An 18,353-nucleotide genomic window follows, 5' to 3' on the forward strand; every position below is an offset into this window, starting at 1 on the left:
CAATATCGATCAAGCTCGCGTTTCATATGATTGCACATGAAAGCGGATTGATCTGTTCGCATTTGCCGTGGGTACCGTCTGCTCTCACCCGTTGCAAAATCGTGAATAGACGCCGAGATTTACCCGGCGCGCTGCAAAATGAGAGCCCGTAGTAGCGCGAAGAGCACGATGCTGTTCAGAATGTGCCACAGGAAGTGGGTTCCAATTGCCAGATGCTCACAGACCGGCGCATCCAGCATCCGGAAGCCAAGCGATGCCGTGAAGACCACACCTGTCAGCAAAAGCTGGCCTCCGAGCCCGCGGTCAGTCCGCATACAAAGCCCGCCGACCACGATTATCGCCAGCAGGGCCGGAATGTATCCCGCCGAGGGCCCGGCCAGCGGCGCCAGTGCACCGATGACAAATGGCGAGGCGGCAAAGAAGACGACGACGATGCCGGCCGCGGCCCACAAAGGCAACTCCAGGAAGCGTTTCAACGCGAAAAACAAATAGACATGGATGAATAGCGCAATCGGAATCACGTCTGTCAGGCTTGCCCATCGGGTCGCGAATGTGTGGAACAGGAAGGATCCCACGCCGGTGGCGAAGACGATTGCGATCAGCAGGAGCGCGGGCAGATCGTCCGGCGTTTTTCTGCTCCACATCAGCCAGGCTGCAAGGGCGGCGATCAGAAAGGCGACATTGGTGACAGCATTGAGCGGTTCCGACCAGAATTCAGGTCCCAGCCGCTCGCAGTAATTGTTCATGCGATCGCTCAACGCCATTCGACCATACCTTTATCCACCTGCCGCAGTCAGAGCACCTGATTACAGCGCGGATGTGACAGTTTCTGCAATCACATTTCCAAGCCTGATGATTCCGGTTTCGATCTTTCCCGCGTCCGCATAGGAGAAACTGAGACGCAAGGTGTTCGCACCGCCGCCGTCAGCGTGGAAGGCGCTGCCCGGGACGAAGGCGACCCTGGCGGTTTCGACCGATGCGGTCAGCAGTTCAGCTGCGTCTAACCCGTCAGGCAATTCCATCCAGATAAACATGCCGCCTTGCGGTTTCGTCCAGCGAACGCCTTCGGGCATATGCTTTTCAAGAGCTGCCAGCATGGCATCCCGGCGCGATTTGTAGATCGACCTGGTATTGGCGACATGCGTGTCGAAATGCTCTTCGGCCACCCGCGCCATCGCCTCCTGATTGAGAACCGGCGTGTTCAGGTCGCTTGCCTGCTTGATCAGGACCAGTCTGGAAACCACCTCGGACGCGGCGCAGATCCAGCCGAGACGCAGACCGGGGGAAAGGGATTTGGAAAAACTGCCGCAATAGAGCGTACGAGTGCGATCGATACCGCCGGAGGCCTCGCAATCGAGCGCCAGCAGCGGGCGAACGGGGTCGCCCTCATAGCGCAGGCATTGGTAAGGGGCGTCCTCCACAATCGCGCAGTTCAGATCACCGGCGAGCGAGAGGATTCTCCGGCGCTCTTCGAGATCCAGCGTAAGGCCGGTCGGATTGGCGAAATCGGGCGACAGATAGGCGAATTTGACCCGGCCGCCCGCTTTGTGCGCCCCGTCTGCGTAATCGGCGGCCGGACGGTTTGCTCCCGGGTCGAGCCGTTCGAAGCGAGGCTCATAGGCGTTGAACGCCTGCAGGGCGCCGAGATAGGTCGGCCATTGGACCAGCGCCGTATCTTCCGCAGACAGGAACAGCTTTCCGATATAGTCCAGTCCCTGCTGGGAGCCGGATGTGATCAGAATGTTGTCCGGGCTGCAGTCGATGCCGAGGTCGTGCATATGTGCCGCAATCCAGCGTCGAAGACGCAAACTGCCTTCGCTGACACCGTATTGCAGGGCTTTTCCGGCCTCCGGGCCGCCGAGGATTTCCGCGTAGGCTCTTTTGAACGCTTCTGAAGGAAACAGCTCAGGGTCAGGAATTCCGCCGGCGAAGGAAATCACGTCCGGCTGATCCAGCAGTTTGAGGAGTTCACGGATTTCGGAGGCGCGCATCCGGCCGGCGCGCCTGGCATAGAGGCTGTCCCAGGTGGTCATGTTCTGCTCTTTGGCGATTGCTTCGACATTTAAGTCAATAATACTGACCTAAATATTTAGCAAGTGTCCCAATCTTGTTATTTTTTGAAATATTATTACGCGGCCTTCCCGCTATCCCAACAGACGAAGGCTCTGGAACCTGCGTCCGCAATCGCCTATCTGTTGGCAACAAAGGAGACCGCCATGCCCCGTCTGGACGATACGCGACCGTTCATCCCGCTCAACATCGCGGTTCTGACTGTGTCCGATACCCGAAAGCTGGAGGAAGACCGTTCCGGCAACACTCTGGCCGAGCGGCTCGAGAAGGCAGGCCACCGGCTCGCGGACAGGAAAATCGCGACCGATGACGTGCCCGCCATCCAGAAGATCGCTAAGAGCTGGATCGCAGATCCGGGCGTGGACGTGATCATCTCCACCGGCGGCACCGGCTTCACCGGCCGTGACGTGACCCCCGAAGCCATGGAGCCCCTGTTCGAAAAGAGGATGGACGGTTTTTCGGAAGTCTTTCACCGGATTTCCTACGACAAGATCGGCACATCGACGATCCAGTCCAGGGCAACCGGCGGCGTTGCCGGCGCCACCTACATCTTCGTTCTGCCCGGCTCACCCGGCGCCTGCAAGGACGCCTGGGACGGCATCCTGAAGTGGCAGCTCGACTATCGGCACATGCCCTGCAACTTCGTGGAAATCATGCCGCGCCTCGACGAACATCTCAAACGCGGCAAGCTGCAGGAGGTATAAGCTGGTGGCTTGCGCCGTCTTTTGCCCCCCTTTTACCGGCCTTCCACGGACCGAAATTCATCCGGCGTCGATGCCCCATTGCGCCAGTTCAATGGTGATGCCTTCCGGACCATTGACGAACTAGGGCGTGGAGACCCTTCAGGTCGCCGCGGACAGGAGGGAAAACTCCCGAGAACCGGTCCGTTTCGCCTTGTCATGCCGGCCGGGCGCCTGCTTCAGCCGTGCAGCTTGACGGCGACGCTAGCGGGGATGCGCAAGGTGCCGACGCAAAAGCGTGCCAGAGCCTGACGCAGCCTTGAGACAAGTCCTTCACGCTCGGCTTGTCCGGAAGAAACGGCAGCCGCCCTCAGGAAGATGATCCGGCTGCGGCCAATGCGTTTGGCGATATCGAGGTCTTCAAGCTCCGGCAAGGGTCTGTGCCCGCCGAGTTTCTTGTAGAACTGCCGGGAAATCAGAAGGCCCTGATTGCCATAGGGCATGCCGAGAAGCTGCGAACGCAGGGCCGCGAATGACTCGCTGACCCGCGCGCTGAGGCCGAACGCCTCGTACCGCAGCCGGAAACTGGCTGCCGTGCGCTGGCCATTGGGCGCTCTGGAGGCGCGTTCCACAAATGCCTGGGCTTCGTGATGCCAACCGCTTTCCAGAATCGATTCGGGATGCAGGAACAACAACCAGTCGCCGCGTCTCGACCGGGAGGCTCCGAAGGAGAGGCGCTCGCTCCGCGGCGCGTGCAGGGAAACCCATTCGCATCCGGCCGCATCGGCAACCTGTTCGGTGTTGTCTGAAGATCCGCCATCCACGACGATAACCTCGCGGATCACCCCCTCAGCCGCCGCCGGGACCAGCGCAGACAAGGCATGCACCAGATCGGTCTCGGAATTTTTTGTCGGAATAATGACGCTGATCATGTTGGCAAGTTTTACATGAAAGTTTTTTAAAGCGCGAGAGACGGGGCTTGTTAAAGCGCTTAAATTGGCTAATGTTCACTTTATGTTCCTATCTCTTTCCGGTTTACGATCATGAAGTCAGCAATTCAGCCTCTGGATGTGGATCCATGCCTGGAAAATCCGGATACCGACCCTGCCCGTCTGTCGGAAGAGCGCAGGCGCGGCCGCGGCGCGGCCCTCAACAAGACCGGCAGGTTCGAGCCGCTGCGCCGTGAAAGCTTCGACGACGGCTGGAACAGCCTCGACGATCTGCCTCCGCTGCAGACCCACGTTCAGGAGGAACGCGCGCGAACAATCATCACGCGCAACGAGTCGCCCGATATTTCCTTCGACCGTTCGATCAATCCCTACAGGGGATGCGAACATGGCTGTGTCTACTGTTTCGCCCGCCCGAGCCATGCCTTCCTGGGGCTGTCTCCCGGACTGGATTTTGAAACCCGCCTCTTTGCAAAACCGAATGCCGCCCAGCTCCTGGAGCGCGAACTCTCCAGGCCCGGCTACACGCCGCGCGTGATCGCCATCGGCACCAACACCGACCCCTACCAACCCCTTGAGCGCAGCTATACGCTGATGCGTGAAATTCTGGAGGTTCTGGAAAACTGTGGCCACCCGATCGCGATCGTAACCAAATCCGCCCTGGTGACACGGGATATCGATATCCTGGCTCGCATGGCGGAGCGCAACCTGGTCAAGGTTGCCCTGTCGGTGACCTCGCTTGACCGCAAGCTCTGCCGGGCGATGGAGCCGCGCGCCAGCGCGCCGCACAAGCGCCTGGGCGCCATAAAGGCCCTTTCGGAGGCAGGCATTCCCACTTCGGTCATGATGGCGCCGGTCATCCCCGCCCTGACGGACAGTGAAATCGAGAGCCTGCTGGAAGCCGCCGCCGAGCACGGTGCGGCGGAGGCCGGCTATGTGCTGCTGCGCCTGCCGCTCGAAGTTTCCGAACTTTTCCGGGACTGGCTGTTGCGCGAGCGGCCGAACCGCTACCAGCATGTCATGAGCCTTATTCGCTCCATGCGCGGCGGCAAGGATTACGATGCGAAGTGGGGTGAGCGCATGCGCGGCGGCGGCCCCTACGCCGATCAGATTTCGAAACGGTTTTCCCTTGCGGCCAAGCGCCTCGGCCTGAATCTGCGCCGCAAGAAGCTCAACACGGACGATTTTGTTCAGCCGCAAAAAGGCGGTGTGCAACTGGATCTCTTCTAGGCAACCTGCTTGCGCCGAAATGCTGCTCGCGGCAGGTTCGAGATCATGACCCACAGCCATTCACTCTTCGACCTTGCCTTTTCCGACGGGCTGGATCTCAAGCTTGAACGCAAACACGCGGCTTCATTCAACGGACTGATCTGCGGTGTCGATGAAGCCGGGCGCGGCCCCTGGGCGGGGCCGGTGGTCACAGCCGCCGTCATCCTGGACTATGACCGGGTGCCGGCGGGACTGAACGATTCCAAGAAACTCACCGAGGCTGTCCGCGAAGATCTGTTCGAGCAGATCGTTGCAAGCGCCCAGGTAGCCGTCGCCAGCGCTTCGCCGGCCTCCATCGACAGATACAACATCCGGGCGGCCACGCTTTCGGCCATGGTCCGCGCCGTGAACGGACTGGCACGGTCACCGGAATATGTACTTGTCGACGGTCGTGATGTTCCCGCCGGGCTCAAGCAGCCGGGCCAGGCCCTTATCAAGGGCGACGGCCGCTGCCTGTGTGTTGCCGCAGCCTCCATCGTTGCCAAGGTCACACGCGACCGGATGATGGTCCGGCTCGACGATCACTTGCCGGGATACGGCTTTGCCCGGCACAAGGGATACGGCGTTCCACAGCATCAGGCGGCGCTGGACGCACTAGGGCCATCCCCGCATCACCGAATGTCGTTCAAACCGGTAAGGTTGGCCGCGGGGGAACAGGCGTGACAGGCTCCGGAAACACAAACAAACAAAAGCGGCTACAAGGGCCGCTTCAGCTTGTTGACAGACTTACGCGGTCATTCCGGACGGTCTGCAGCGCAGTTGCTGGCCAGAGCCGGAACGCAGCGCCAACTTCGCGCCCCAAGCGCGCTTTATTCATGAATTCAAATGCTTGACTTGCTCTGGTGCTCGCGTTCGCTCGCTCTGACATGCTGGTTTCCGGATCAGCGTTCAGCGTTGCTGCACTTGTCCGGAATGACGAACTGAGGGTTCGTCCGCAGTCTGAAGCGGCCACAAGGGCCGTTTTTAAGGTTTTCGCGACGTTCAAAAAAAACGGCGTCTTCTGCGTTCGACTGAACGCAGAAGACGCCGATATTTTAAAGGTCGATCACCTTTCGGCTTTCATGTGGTGTCACCTGAAAGCCGATTGGCCTAGTTCAACCGGTCTTTCACCTGAGCGATGCTCTTGGAAAGAATATCGTCGGCAACCTTGTCCTTGACCTTGGCCGTCAGGATTTCCTCGGCTGCCGCCACGGCGATATCGGCCGCCTTGGCGCGGACTTCAGCGATTGCCTGGGTCTCAGCCTGGGCAATCTTGTCTTCCGCGGCTCTGGTCCGGCGGGCGATCATCTCTTCAAGAGCCTGATTGGTTTCCAAAGTCAGGCGCTCTGCTTCCGAGTTGGCTTCGGCGATGATGGCTTCAGCTTCACCTTCGGCTTCATGACGCTTGCGCTGATACTCCGACAGAAGAGCCTGGGCCTCGTCGCGCATCTTGCGCGCTTCGTCCAGCTCCTTGCGGATTGCATCGGCGCGATCATCCAGAGAAGCCCCGATCTTGGACGGAACCTTGATGTAGATAATCAGTGCGAAGAAAAGAACGAGACCGACCGTGGCCCAAAATGTTGCGTCCATGATGGTCTCCTCAGTTCATGACCGATTTCAGCGCCTTGGACAGATCGGTCTTGGTCGGAGCCTTGCCCATCAGCTTCTCGACGAGCGCTGAGGTGGTGTCTCCGGCAATTTCCTCGATCTGGGAAAGGGCCTCGGTTTTGATGCCGCTGATATGGGCTTCCGCCGCCTTGAGCTTGTCAGCGAGCCCGGCTTCCGCTTTTTCGCGGCGGGCTTCGTTGTCGGCCTTCAGCTTGGCGCGCGTGTCGCTGGCGATGCCATGCGCCTTGTTGCGGGCTTCAGCCAGCGCCTGCTCGTAAGCCGCGATTGCCGCATCTGTCTCTTCCTTCAGGCGGTTGGCCTCGGAAAAATCACCGGCAATGCGGTCCTTGCGGTCTTCCAGGATGCCTGCGAGACGCGGCATCGCCACGTTCTTCATGATCCAGTAGAACACGGCAAAGGTGATGGCGAGCCACAACAGCTGGGAGGCAAAAGTGGTCGCGTCAAACGGCGGGAAGCCCGCGCCGTGTTCTGCGGCCGGCACGTCTATAACCTCGTGCATGCCTTCTGTGGTCGAATGCGTTTCGCCTGCCATTTTCTGTCTCCTAAATCCGGCTGGACGGCTATCGGATCAACCGGCATTCATGCGCGAACGCATGAATGCCGCAAAATCGATCACTCTTTTGAGTGCTAGCGCATCGTGTCGGTGTTCATTCGAACGCCGGATGCACAAGAGCGCAGTCACCGGAGTTGCATCGATAATCGCTGCGGATGAGCGATCAAGCGAACAGGAGGATCAGGGCGACCAGCAGCGAGAAGATGCCCAGAGCTTCTGTAACGGCGAAGCCGAAGATCAGACGGCCGAACTGGCCATCAGCAGCGGACGGGTTGCGCAGGGCGCCGGCGAGATAGCTACCGAAGATATTGCCGAGGCCAATACCGGCGCCGCCCATGCCCAGGCATGCGATACCGGCACCGATGTATTTTGCTGCTTCTGCTTCCATGACACGTGCTCCTAGATGATGTTTGCAGATTTTCTCACGCGCGGCGCGAAGGCCGTGTGATTGGATGACCCTTAGTGTGAAGGATGAATGGCGTCGTTCAGATACATGCAGGTCAGGACCGTAAAGACATAGGCCTGCAGGAATGCGACCAGGAATTCCAGCGCCGTCAGGGCGACCGTCATTCCGAGTGGCAGGATGGATCCGAAGATGCCGACTGCGCCAAGGGCGCTAAGGCTTACGATGAAGCCCGAGAACACTTTCAGCGTGATGTGGCCTGCGAGCATGTTCGCAAAAAGACGAACCGACAGGCTGATCGGACGCGAAAGGAAAGAGATCACCTCGATCAAGGTCACCAGCGGAAGAAGCGCGACCGGCACACCGCTGGGAACGAAGAGCTTGAGGAACTTCATGCCGTTACGCATGAAGCCGTAGACGATCACCGTAACAATAACCAGCATCGCCAGCGCGAAGGTCACGATGATGTGGCTGGTGATGGTGAAGAAGTACGGGAACATCCCGAAGAGGTTGGCGACAAGCACGAACATGAAGAGCGAGAACACTAGGGGGAAGAACCGCATCCCTTCGGTTCCCGCGGCGCTTCTCAGCGTGCCTGCAACGAACTCATACGCCATTTCCGACACCGACTGCAGGCGGGAGGGCACAAGGCCGCGTCCGCTGGTCGAGAAAATCAGAAAAGCGCATGTCGCTGCCACGGTCAAAACCATGAACAGCGAAGAATTGGTAAAAGAGAAATCCACGCCCCCGACTTCAATCGGAAAGATCTTCTGGATTTGGAACTGATGGATCGGATCGTTCGCCACCGGCCAGCCTTCTTCGCTCGTTCATAATCACTGCGCCCGAAGGCGCGACAAAAACCTAGTCAGATCCGTCCTTGTGAACGCCTTTTTCGCGCTGGATCTTTGCGTCCGGCTGTTCGGCGACACCCACCGAACGCAGAACATTCAAGACACCGGCCGCGAAGCCCAGCAGCAGGAAAACGATCAGCCCGAGAGGCGATGTTCCTAACCACTGATCAAAAACCCAACCGATCCCGGCTCCAACCAGAATGCCCGCAATGAACTCTGAAGAAAGTTTCATTGCATGCGCATATCCGGACGAGCTGCTTTGCGACTTCCGTGCGGCTTTCTGTTCCACCGCCTTCATGCTGTCAAGCTTCCGGTTCAATTGAGCCCGCCGTTCCGACAGACCAGCTTCCGGGTTTCCCGCCGCCCGATCTTCCTTATCGCCATTGTGCGAAGACATGTTCATAAGTCCTCAGCCCGTGCCGACTTGTCAGATCCAAACAACAGGGGAAGCCCCCTTAAGCCGCGCGCACCATAGTCGGCACCACATGTCGTGTCAAGGAGCCTTAAACAAACTATATCCAATTGAAAATAAAGAGGTTTTTCTGACAGAACAGATTCAGGCGAGACCTAAGTTGCATAAGCTTTTGCGGCACTGCCGAAGCAGATGCGGTCTTAGCCTGTCTCGCGGAATCGTTCCGCTGTCTCCAGATCCACCGAAACCAGCTGGGAAACCCCGCGTTCGGCCATAGTCACCCCGAACAGACGGTTCATGCGGGCCATTGTAATCGGATTGTGGGTTATGACCACAAAGCGGGTTTCCGTACTGGACGCCATTTCGTCGAGAAGATCGCAATAGCGCTCCACATTGGCGTCGTCGAGCGGTGCATCGACCTCATCGAGAACACAGATCGGCGCCGGGTTCGTCAGGAAAACCGCGAAGATCAGCGACATGGCGGTGAGCGCCTGCTCGCCACCCGACAGCAATGTCATGGTTTGTGGCTTCTTGCCCGGAGGCCGGGCGATGATTTCCAGTCCGGCATCAAGCGGATCGTCGGAATCAACCAGCTGCAATTCAGCCGTACCGCCACCGAAGAGATGGGTGAACAAACGCTGAAAGTGCCCGTTGACGACTTCAAAGGAGGTCAGCAGGCGTTCGCGCGCTTCGCGGTTCAGGTTGGATATGCCCGTGCGCAGACGGCGAATCGCCTCGATCAGATCGTCGCGTTCGGACGTCAGCGTCGATTTCTGTTCGTCGATTTCGCGCAGTTCTTCCTCGGCGCGCAGGTTGACGCCGCCCAGGCGTTCGCGCTCCGCCTTCAGCCGCTCAAGCTTGCGCTCCGTTGCCTCGGGATCGGGGAGCGGCGCGCCTTCCTTCAATCCGGCAATTTCCGGCAGGGCGGTGACCGCGACTTCCAGGTCCTCGTCGATCCGGCGTTCCAGATTGCTCTTGCGTTCGCGGGCGGCCTCCAGGCGCTCCTCGGCGCGGATCTTCTTCTCGCGCGCGCCGGCCATGGCTTCCATTGCCGCCTTGGCGGCACGATCGACATCCGCAAGATCCAGCTCCGCCTGCTGAAGCCGGTCGTCGCGGGCCTTCTTCTCTTCTTCCGCCTTCGCGATGGCGGAAAACAGCTCCCGGCGCTTGATCTCGATGTCTTCCGGGGCCTCGATCAATTCCGCCCGTTCCTCTTCCGCCTCGTCGCGGCGTTCCTTCAGAACGGCGATCTGCTGGGCGGCATTGGCGGCGCGGGTCTTCCAGCCGTCATATTCGCGGGCGATCGCCTCCAGGCGCCGGTCCCGCATCTGCTGTTCGCGTGCCAGGCCTTCCGACACCGCCCGTGCTTCCGCGAGCGCGCCGCGGGCGGTTTCAACCTGACCCTGAAGATCAGCGATCCTGTCGGCGTAGCTCGTGCTGTCCGGTGCCGCTTCAAGGCACTCTTCGGCCTCGATGACCTGTTCGCGCGCCAGTTCGGCCTCTTCGCCGATGCGCTCGGCGCGATCCCGGGCGGCTTCCTTCCGGGCGGCAAGCTGGGACACGGCGCGTTCTGCGGCGGCCAGGGCTTCGCGGGCGGACGCTGCCTGCCGCTGACCGTCGCGGACCTTGCCGCGAGCGCTCTGCTCAAGTTCGACGGTCTGGCGAACGCGCGCGGCGGCGGTTTCCAGAATTTCCTTGCGGTCTTCCACCGCCCTGCGGGCGGTTTCGATTTCCTCGGCCAGTTCCGCAAGCCTGTTCTTCTGGGACAGGCGCTGCGCGGCCGGCGTCGGCGCATTGGCCGCAATCACAAAGCCGTCCCAACGCCACAGGTCCCCTTCCCTGGAGACCAGACGCTGTCCCGGCTTGAGCGCGCTGCGAAGCGCCTGGCCCTGTGCCTGGTCGACAATCCCTATCTGACGCAAACGCCGGGAGAGTTCCTGAGGTGCATCAACGAAGTCCGCCAGCGAGCGCACACCCTCAGGCAACTGTGGATCCGCTGTCTCCGGCAGGGGGCTGCCCCATTTGACGGCGGCCGCCTCTTCAAGCGAAGCATCCAGGTCCTCCCCCAGCGCGGCCCCTAGGGCGGTTTCATAGCCCTGCTCCACCCGGATCTGTTCCACCACCGGTGTGTGATCCTGCTCGGAATGAACGTTGAGCACCTGCTCCAGAGTGCGGGCTTCCGTCTCAAGACCCTGCTGCGTTTGCTGGGCCTCGCTCAGGGGCGCGCGAGCGGCCTGTTCCTGCTCGCGGGCCTCTCGCGTCAGCGTTTCGGCTTCCTCGACTGCGGTCTCGGCTTCCGCGAGCGCTTCTTCGGCAAGCTCGAGCGCCTCGCGGTTCTCGGCAATGCCGTCATGCTCGGCCATGCGGGTATCGATTTCCGCCAGCGCCTGCTGGGCTTCCTGCGCCTGGGCAACAAGCCTGTCGGCGCGCTGGCGGCTGTCGGCGACAGCGCGCTCCAACTGACGGCGCTCGGCGCTCGCGCGTGCCTCCGCCGCTGTCAATTCGGAGAGCTGGGCCTCCAGGCCACGCACAGCTTCCTCGGCTTCCACCGCCTTTTCGCGCGCATTTTCGGTGCGTTCCTGCACCATTTCGTTTTCTTCCAGAAGTTCCGCGCGCTCTTCCGACAGGCGCTCCAGCACCTCGTCATTTTCGGAAACCATGCTCTGTTCGCGTCGAATGTCCTCAACGAGTTGAACCAGCCGCCGCTCAAGATCCTGCAGCCGTTCCTTGACCCGCCGCTCTTCCGCGTCGAGTTCATTGCGGGCAATGACCAGCCGCTGCAAGGCGGCGCCGGCGCCGGCGGCTTCCTCTCTGAGCTCGGGCAGCTTGTGTGCGGCGATGGCCTGAATGCGGGCGCTTTCCGCCTGCAGGCCGGTCGCTTCATTCACATCCCTTTGCGCATCCGCGAACTGGATTTCCGCCGCCGACAACGCATCGCGGGCTTCCGACCATCGGATGTAGAGGATCGAGGCTTCCGCCGCGCGGATCTCGGAAGACAGGTTCCGGTAGCGCGACGCCTGCCGGGACTGGCGCCGCAAATTGTCGAGCTGGCTGTCGATCTGAACGAGCACGTCTTCCAGGCGTTCCAGGTTCTGCTCTGCCGCCCTCAGCCGGATTTCCGCTTCATGGCGCCTGGAATGCAGACCGGAAATACCGGCGGCTTCTTCCAGGATCTGGCGGCGGGAGGTCGGTTTGGCGGCGATCAGTTCGCCGATCTGGCCCTGACGCACCATTGCCGGTGAGCGGGCGCCCGTGGAGGCGTCGGCGAAGAGCAACTGCACATCGCGGGCCCGTACGTCCCGGGCATTGATCTTGTAGTTCGACCCCTGCTCACGTTCGATGCGTCGGCTGACTTCGAGCAGATCGGCATCGTTGAAGGCGGAGGGCGCCGTGCGGTCAAGATTTTCCAGGTAGAGAGTGACTTCAGCGGTGTTGCGCGCGGGCCGGTTGAGGCTTCCGGAAAAGATCACGTCGTCCATTCCGGAGGCGCGCATGTTCTTGTAGGAATTTTCGCCCATCACCCAGCGCAGGGCTTCGACCAGATTGGACTTGCCGCAGCCGTTCGGCCCGACCACACCGGTCAGGCCGTTGCCGATGATGAATTCCATCGGTTCGACGAAGGATTTGAAACCGACGATACGGAGTTTGGAAAACTTCACCGGCGCCCACCTCTTGCGAAGCAGGGCGCCGAAAGATCGAAAGCGAAATCAGGGCACGTCAAGGCGGCCGGTGGCAAAACCGCCAGCTTAGAGGTTCTCCTCAATGATCTTGCCCATCTCATCAATCGACAGTGCCCCGGTGTGCCTTTCCCCGTTGATGAAGAATGTCGGCGTGGAGTTCACACCGAACTCACCGGCGCCACGATCCTTCACAGCATTTACTGCGTCCAGCATGCCCTGGTTTGTCAAGCATTCCTCAAAGGACTCCTGTGTAAATCCGATCTGTTTGGAAAAATCGAGCAGCGACTGGTAGGGATTGTCGCTGAAGGCCCAGCTCCGCTGCTGTTCGAACATGATGTCCACAACTTCAAAATATTTGTCGGCCGGTGCGCAGCGCGCCAGCATGAAAGCCGCGGCGGCGACCGGGTCCAGCGGGAATTCCCGGAAAATGAAGCGGACCTTACCGGTATCGATATAGTCTTTCTTCAAGTCGGCATATGTCTGCTTGTGGAAGTTTGCACAGTGGCCGCAGGTCATGGACGCGTATTCGACGATGGTCACCGGCGCATCGTCCTCGCCCAGCACCTTGTCGCCAAGCGGGCCCGGTTTCAGCAACTCGTCCATGTCGACCGATTGCGCCAGCGCCGGAAGGGTTGCGGCCAGGGCAAGCGCTGTGGCGGCCAGGGCGGTGGTTTTGAGAAACTGTCTGCGGGTCTGGGTCACGGGTTCGTCCTGTTCCTTTGATCCACCTGCTTGCCGGTTTTTCACCTTGGAAGCAGGAAAGCCGATCGATACTGAAGTCCGGGGACATCCTGTACGCGTCCACATGAACGCAGGATGCCCTGAGCGTGCAAAGTCTGTTTTCTCATGTGCCTCTTAAGGCACGGTGCGTCAACAGAGCTTTTCAAATGTGGCAACACAGAGGACGCAGGCAAGGCCAGTCTCACGGAGTTTTTATCAGCCGGACGGCTTTCGCAGCCTCCGGACCGTGTCGAGAAGTCAATCGAGCCGATCCGGATTGCGCGCGATCACCTGGCTGCCGAGCTTCTTCAGGGCCTGGCGCAGGCGGTCATTCTCCACCCCTTCCAGACGTTCCTCAAGGCGCTGTTCCTCGGTGCCGGTAAGGGAGCGAAGCTCTTTGCGGGGTTCGGGGGCCTTTACCGTGACCGGTTTTTGCAGGATCTTGATGCGGCCGATCGCGGCCCAGCCGAAAAACATGTTGATCCGCTCGATCACCTGGGCGCTGTCGTGGGACAGAAGCAGCGCCGTCGCCCCATCGGTATGGACAACCAGTGTGGCCGGCTCAGGTGGATTTTCCGGATCGCTGCGGTCCGGACGGCGGGGCCAGATCAGCCGGTCGGGCTGGACCTTGGTGCCGTAACGCTCACCGACGATATCCCCCCAGGAGGCAACAATATCGACGGAGGCAAAGCCGCGCTTCTTGCAGGCAGGTGTCATCGCCTTGCCGACAAGCTCGGCAAGCAGTTTCGCATCTTTGGACCTGCGCGCCGGATTTGCCTTTGCAGCGCTTATGACCTACCTCCTCATCCAACCGGGATACGCCCGGCGGAAACCGCCATTGCATCGGCTCGTATCAGGAATCGGGATGATTTGTCTCAATAAAATAAGACAAAATGACGACGAATACTTTCGCCAACCCGTATAGCATCACACTGAGACCAAAGTTTTCCCCAGGCTATCCAATGACTTGCCCTATCATTTCACGACACTTGGTCAGCTGATATCATGCCCTCTGCTTCTGCCGCCCAAATCCTTTTGACCTGGTACGACCGCCACGCCAGGCGCCTTCCCTGGCGCGTGAGCCCGCAGGACCGCGAACTCGGCGAAGTGCCCGATCCCTACCGGATCTGGCTGTCGGAAGTCATGCTGCAGCAGACGACCGTGGCGGCAGTGAAGGATTATTTCGAGAAATTCACGCAGGCTTGGCCAACCGTTGAAGATCTCGCCGCCGCTCCGGAAGAAGACGTGATGAAAGCCTGGGCGGGTCTCGGATATTATTCCCGCGCGCGAAACCTGAAAAAGTGCGCCGATGCTGTTGCGGCAGAGTTTCAGGGCCGCTTTCCCGATACCGAGGAAGACCTCCTGAAACTTCCGGGTGTAGGTCCTTACACGGCTGCCGCCATCGCCACCATCGCCTTCGACAGGCACGCCGCCGTGGTCGACGGAAATGTGGAGCGCGTGTTGTCGCGGTACTTCCGGATCGAGACACCGCTTCCGGATGCGAAACCCGACATCAAGGCGCGGATGGCCGAGTTGACCCCGCAGGCCCGTCCCGGCGATTTCGCACAGGGCGTTATGGATCTTGGCGCGACAATCTGCACACCACGGCGACCAGCCTGCGCGCTCTGCCCGTGGATGAGTGAATGCCAGGCGCATAGTGCCGGTGTGGCGGAGACCCTGCCCCGCAAGGCGCCGAAGAAGGCAAAACCAACCCGCTATGGCGCCGCCTTCGTCGCGGTCGATACGGAAACCGGTGCGGTCCTGCTGCGCCGCCGCCCTCCCAGCGGTCTGTTAGGAGGCATGACGGAAGTGCCCGGTACCGACTGGTCGGAAACCTTCGACCGGGAAGACGCGGCGACGGGCGCGCCTTTCACCGCCGGGTGGCTACGGCGGACTGCAGAGGTCAAACACACATTCACCCATTTCCATTTGCGGCTCGACGTTTTCCGCGCCGATCTGGAGGCCTCGGGCGCCCCCCTCCTGCAAGGCGCATGGTGGTCGAAGCCGGACACGCTTGACGGCGAAGCCCTCCCGACCGTGATGCGCAAGGTTCTCGCACTGGCTCTGACCAGCGATCACGACCAGTCGGCCTGATGCATGGCGGAAATCAGCGTTCGAACCCGATTTCAAGCTGCGCCCGGCCAAGGCAAACGGTCCAGCGCCAAGTTCCGGTTGCCGTTGAAAATCGGCACAGAGTTTTTCCTCATCCACGGCGGGCGACGGCCCGTATCTCTCATACCACAGACACTTGAACTTTAACTTTGAGACACCCCGGAAAATGCATTTCCGGGAACGGTAGGGCTGTGTCTGTGTGAACCGAGTGGGAGTATGGAATGAAACTTATTCAGAATATCGTCATGGCGTTGCTCGTGATTTTGCCTCTGTCCGCCGCCAAGGCCGCCGACAAGGACATCGTTGACACCGCGGTCGAAGCCGGCTCGTTCAACACGCTGGTTGCCGCTGTTCAGGCCGCCGGGCTCGTCGAGACCCTGAAGGGCGATGGCCCTTTCACCGTGTTCGCACCGACCGACGAGGCGTTCGCCGCGCTGCCGGAGGGCACCGTTGAAGACCTGCTGAAACCCGAGAACAAGGACAAGCTGGTGGCGATACTCACTTACCATGTAGTCCCGGGCAAGGTGATGTCGGCCGACATCGCCGGCAAAAAGGCCTCTGTCGCCACCGTGCAAGGCAGCGAAGTCTCCGTCGACGCGACGGACGGCGTAAAGGTGGACGGCGCGACCGTCGTCTCCGCTGATATCGAAGCCTCGAACGGCGTTATCCACGTGATCGACGCAGTCATCCTGCCGAAGACCTGAGTTTTTGCCGGTATCCGTCGCCCCGGACCCGGGTGACTGAAGATGGCGCGATCCTTCGGGATCGCGCCATTTTGTTCAGCATACAGTAAAAACTCTTATTATTGATGATGTTACGACGCTCCGTTTCAAGAGCGAGGATCGTCCCGATGGAGTCGCATTTCAGAAAAATCTTTTGACCTATGACTGGACAAGAGCACTGGAATGACCTTAATGTGTTTTAGAACTATTCTAAATTAGAGACTTCCAGGAGAACTGCCATGAAGGGAAATCAAAAGGTTATCGATTGTCTGAACGAGGCCCTGTTTCTGGAACTCGGTGCAATCAATCAATACTGGCTTCACTACCGCCTCCTGAGCGATTGGGGGTTTGCGCGTCTCGCCAAGAAGGAACGCGAAGAATCCATCGAGGAGATGCAGCATGCGGACAAGCTGACCGACCGCATCATCTTCCTTGAAGGCCACCCGAACATGCAGAAGGTCGCGCCTTTGCGCATCGGCCAGAACATCAAGGAAGTGCTGGATTCGGACCTGGCCGGTGAATATGAAGCTCGCACGGCCTATTCAAAGTCTCGCGAAATCTGCCGCGAGGAAGGCGACTACGTCTCCATGCAGCTCTTCGAGGAACTGCTCTCGGATGAGGAAGGTCATATCGACTTTCTGGAAACCCAGCTCGAGTTGCTGGAAAACATCGGTGTCGAGCGTTACGGCCTGTTGAACGCCGCTCCGGCTGACGAAGCCGAGTAACAGCCTCTTCTTCCAGCCCTGATGGCCGCGGACAGATTTTGCGTCCGCGGCCTTTTTTGTTTTGTCTCACTGAAACGCGGTTTCCGTAAAGCTTCTGAGTTTGCGCGAATGCAGGCGTTCCGCCGTCATGTCGCGCATTTTTTCCATGGCCCTTATGCCTATCTCCAGATGCTGGGCGACCTGGCGCTTGTAGAAATCCGTTGCCATTCCCGGAAGCTTGAGTTCGCCGTGCAGCGGTTTGTCCGATACGCAGAGCAGCGTTCCGTACGGCACGCGGAAGCGGAATCCGTTGGCGGCAATCGTGGCCGATTCCATGTCGAGCGCGATAGCCCTGGATTGTGAAAACCGCTTCACGAGTTCCGGCTGGTTCCAGAGTTCCCAGTTGCGGTTGTCGAGCGAGACCACCGTACCCGTGCGCATCACGCGCTTGAGTTCATAGCCGTCGATGCCGGTCACCTCGGCGACTGCATCTTCCAAAGCCACCTGAACTTCGGCGAGCGGCGGGATCGGCACCCAGATGGGCAGATCCTGATTGAGCACATTGTCGTCGCGCACATAACCATGGGCAAGAACATAGTCGCCCAGCGTCTGGCTGTTGCGAAGCCCCGCGCAGTGGCCGAGCATCAGCCACACGTGGGGACGCAGCACGGCGATATGATCGGTAATCGTCTTGGCGTTCGACGGGCCGACACCGATATTGACCATGGTGATGCCGCTGCCATCCGCCCGTTTCAAATGATAGGCCGGCATCTGCGGCAGTTTGGGAAGCTCGACGCCACTGGCAGGCTCGCTGCACCCGGCTTCCGTGACCAGGTTGCCAGGCGCGACAAAAGCCTCGTAACCGCTTTCCGGGTCCGCCAGCATTTCCGCCGACAGGCGGCAGAATTCGTCGATATAAAACTGGTAGTTGGTGAAAAGAACATAGTTCTGGAAATGCTCCGCCCGGGTCGCCGTATAGTGCTGCAGCCGGTGCAGGGAATAATCGACCCGTGGTGCGGTGAACGATGCCAGAGGCATGATGCCGTCGCTCGGTTCATAGGTTCCGTTGGCGATGGAATCATCCATCACCGTAAGATCCGGCAGATCGAAGATGTCGGCAAGCGGCCTGTCCAGATTGGCCGCCGCCGCGCCGCCTTCCACATGTGTGCCGTCATAAAAGGCGAAATGCAGAGGAATCGGCATTTCGCTGTCACCGATGAGAACCGGCACCTCGTGGTTTTTCATGAGCAGCGATAACTGCGTCTGGAGATAGTTCTTGAAAAGGTCCGGCCGCGTGATCGTGGAGGCGTGCCTGCCCGGCCTGGAGACGAAGCCGTAGGAGAGCCGGCTGTCGAGGCGGCTGTGACTGTCCGTCACGATTTGCACCTGCGGGTAAAAGGCGCGCACCTTGCCATCGATCTCCTTACCGTCGAGAAGATCGTGAAAACGGGACCGCAGAAAACCGGTATTCGCCTCAAAGATCTCGATCAGCCGCTCCACCGCCTTGTCAGCGTCGGTGAAGACTTCCAGAGGATGGCCGGGGGCAAAGCGGGTCCGGCGGGCTGCCGGCTGCAGGTTCCGGCTGGTGGTATCGGACATGTACCGTCTCCTTATTGTTGTTT

The 18,353-nt window shown here is 60.0% G+C and carries 18 protein-coding genes and 1 pseudogene; 6 read left to right on the forward strand and 13 right to left on the reverse strand.

Annotated features, from left to right (window positions below):
* Nucleotides 1-119 precede the first annotated feature (119 nt).
* The gene (locus OA90_RS03505) at nt 120-764 is read right to left on the reverse strand and encodes a hypothetical protein (protein WP_068407215.1); all 645 of its coding nucleotides are present in this window, start codon (nt 762-764) and stop codon (nt 120-122) included.
* A 42-nt stretch (nt 765-806) separates the two neighbouring features.
* Nucleotides 807-2,033 carry a PLP-dependent aminotransferase family protein gene (locus tag OA90_RS03510; protein WP_068407218.1) on the reverse strand — a complete coding sequence of 409 codons (1,227 nt, stop codon included), beginning with the start codon at nt 2,031-2,033 and terminating at the stop codon, nt 807-809.
* Between the two features lie 183 nt (nt 2,034-2,216).
* On the opposite strand from OA90_RS03510, the gene moaB reads away from it, so the two are divergent.
* A complete protein-coding gene (gene moaB / locus OA90_RS03515; protein WP_068407817.1) occupies nt 2,217-2,774 on the forward strand; it encodes a molybdenum cofactor biosynthesis protein B in 558 nt (185 codons plus the stop codon).
* 215 nt (nt 2,775-2,989) lie between these two features.
* Here moaB and OA90_RS03520 read toward each other — a convergent pair whose 3' ends face one another.
* On the reverse strand, nt 2,990-3,682 hold the full coding sequence (locus tag OA90_RS03520) for a glycosyltransferase (protein WP_068407221.1): 693 nt from the start codon (nt 3,680-3,682) through the stop codon (nt 2,990-2,992).
* A gap of 111 nt (nt 3,683-3,793) precedes the next feature.
* On the opposite strand from OA90_RS03520, the gene OA90_RS03525 reads away from it, so the two are divergent.
* Together OA90_RS03525 and OA90_RS03530 are read left to right on the forward strand one after the other, a co-directional pair.
* A complete protein-coding gene (locus tag OA90_RS03525; RefSeq protein ID WP_082836817.1) occupies nt 3,794-4,927 on the forward strand; it encodes a PA0069 family radical SAM protein in 1,134 nt (377 codons plus the stop codon).
* 45 nt (nt 4,928-4,972) lie between these two features.
* Nucleotides 4,973-5,629, forward strand: coding sequence for a ribonuclease HII (locus tag OA90_RS03530; RefSeq protein WP_068407224.1), 657 nt, complete (start codon nt 4,973-4,975; stop codon nt 5,627-5,629).
* Nucleotides 5,630-6,055: 426 nt separating this feature from the next.
* On the opposite strand, the gene OA90_RS03535 is transcribed toward OA90_RS03530, so the two are convergent.
* The 9 genes and pseudogenes from OA90_RS03535 to OA90_RS03570 form a co-directional block, all read right to left on the reverse strand.
* A complete protein-coding gene (locus OA90_RS03535; protein WP_068407227.1) occupies nt 6,056-6,535 on the reverse strand; it encodes a F0F1 ATP synthase subunit B in 480 nt (159 codons plus the stop codon).
* Between the two features lie 10 nt (nt 6,536-6,545).
* The gene (locus OA90_RS03540) at nt 6,546-7,106 is read right to left on the reverse strand and encodes a F0F1 ATP synthase subunit B (RefSeq protein WP_068407230.1); all 561 of its coding nucleotides are present in this window, start codon (nt 7,104-7,106) and stop codon (nt 6,546-6,548) included.
* A gap of 184 nt (nt 7,107-7,290) precedes the next feature.
* Nucleotides 7,291-7,515: a F0F1 ATP synthase subunit C gene (locus OA90_RS03545; protein WP_068407233.1), complete on the reverse strand. Its 225-nt coding sequence runs from the start codon at nt 7,513-7,515 to the stop codon at nt 7,291-7,293.
* A 71-nt stretch (nt 7,516-7,586) separates the two neighbouring features.
* On the reverse strand, nt 7,587-8,336 hold the full coding sequence (locus OA90_RS03550) for a F0F1 ATP synthase subunit A (protein ID WP_068407236.1): 750 nt from the start codon (nt 8,334-8,336) through the stop codon (nt 7,587-7,589).
* A 55-nt stretch (nt 8,337-8,391) separates the two neighbouring features.
* A complete protein-coding gene (locus OA90_RS03555) occupies nt 8,392-8,778 on the reverse strand; it encodes an AtpZ/AtpI family protein (RefSeq protein ID WP_068407822.1) in 387 nt (128 codons plus the stop codon).
* A gap of 215 nt (nt 8,779-8,993) precedes the next feature.
* Nucleotides 8,994-12,452 (reverse strand): chromosome segregation protein SMC, encoded by a 3,459-nt coding sequence (gene smc, locus OA90_RS03560; RefSeq protein ID WP_068407239.1) that lies wholly within the window; start codon nt 12,450-12,452, stop codon nt 8,994-8,996.
* 87 nt (nt 12,453-12,539) lie between these two features.
* Nucleotides 12,540-13,115, reverse strand: a complete 576-nt coding sequence (locus tag OA90_RS03565; RefSeq protein WP_347876830.1) for a DsbA family protein — start codon at nt 13,113-13,115, stop codon at nt 12,540-12,542.
* Nucleotides 13,102-13,263 (reverse strand): annotated as a pseudogene (locus tag OA90_RS29855) (hypothetical protein); the annotation flags it as partial. The gene OA90_RS03565 and the pseudogene OA90_RS29855, both read right to left, overlap by 14 nt.
* A gap of 188 nt (nt 13,264-13,451) precedes the next feature.
* Nucleotides 13,452-13,985 carry a DciA family protein gene (locus OA90_RS03570; protein WP_279625799.1) on the reverse strand — a complete coding sequence of 178 codons (534 nt, stop codon included), beginning with the start codon at nt 13,983-13,985 and terminating at the stop codon, nt 13,452-13,454.
* A 213-nt stretch (nt 13,986-14,198) separates the two neighbouring features.
* Between OA90_RS03570 and mutY the strand changes: the two genes are divergently transcribed.
* The 3 genes from mutY (at nt 14,199) to bfr (ending at nt 16,752) form a co-directional block, all read left to right on the forward strand.
* Nucleotides 14,199-15,287, forward strand: a complete 1,089-nt coding sequence (gene mutY, locus OA90_RS03575) for an A/G-specific adenine glycosylase (protein WP_068407246.1) — start codon at nt 14,199-14,201, stop codon at nt 15,285-15,287.
* Nucleotides 15,288-15,526: 239 nt separating this feature from the next.
* Nucleotides 15,527-16,009 carry a fasciclin domain-containing protein gene (locus tag OA90_RS03580; protein ID WP_068407250.1) on the forward strand — a complete coding sequence of 161 codons (483 nt, stop codon included), beginning with the start codon at nt 15,527-15,529 and terminating at the stop codon, nt 16,007-16,009.
* A gap of 257 nt (nt 16,010-16,266) precedes the next feature.
* Nucleotides 16,267-16,752, forward strand: a complete 486-nt coding sequence (bfr, locus tag OA90_RS03585; protein ID WP_068407255.1) for a bacterioferritin — start codon at nt 16,267-16,269, stop codon at nt 16,750-16,752.
* Nucleotides 16,753-16,818: 66 nt separating this feature from the next.
* On the opposite strand, the gene OA90_RS03590 is transcribed toward bfr, so the two are convergent.
* Nucleotides 16,819-18,330, reverse strand: a complete 1,512-nt coding sequence (locus OA90_RS03590; RefSeq protein ID WP_068407258.1) for an AMP nucleosidase — start codon at nt 18,328-18,330, stop codon at nt 16,819-16,821.
* Between the last annotated feature and the right edge of the window lie 23 nt (nt 18,331-18,353).

It is taken from the genome of Labrenzia sp. OB1 (assembly GCF_001624695.1).
GTDB lineage: Bacteria > Pseudomonadota > Alphaproteobacteria > Rhizobiales > Stappiaceae > Roseibium.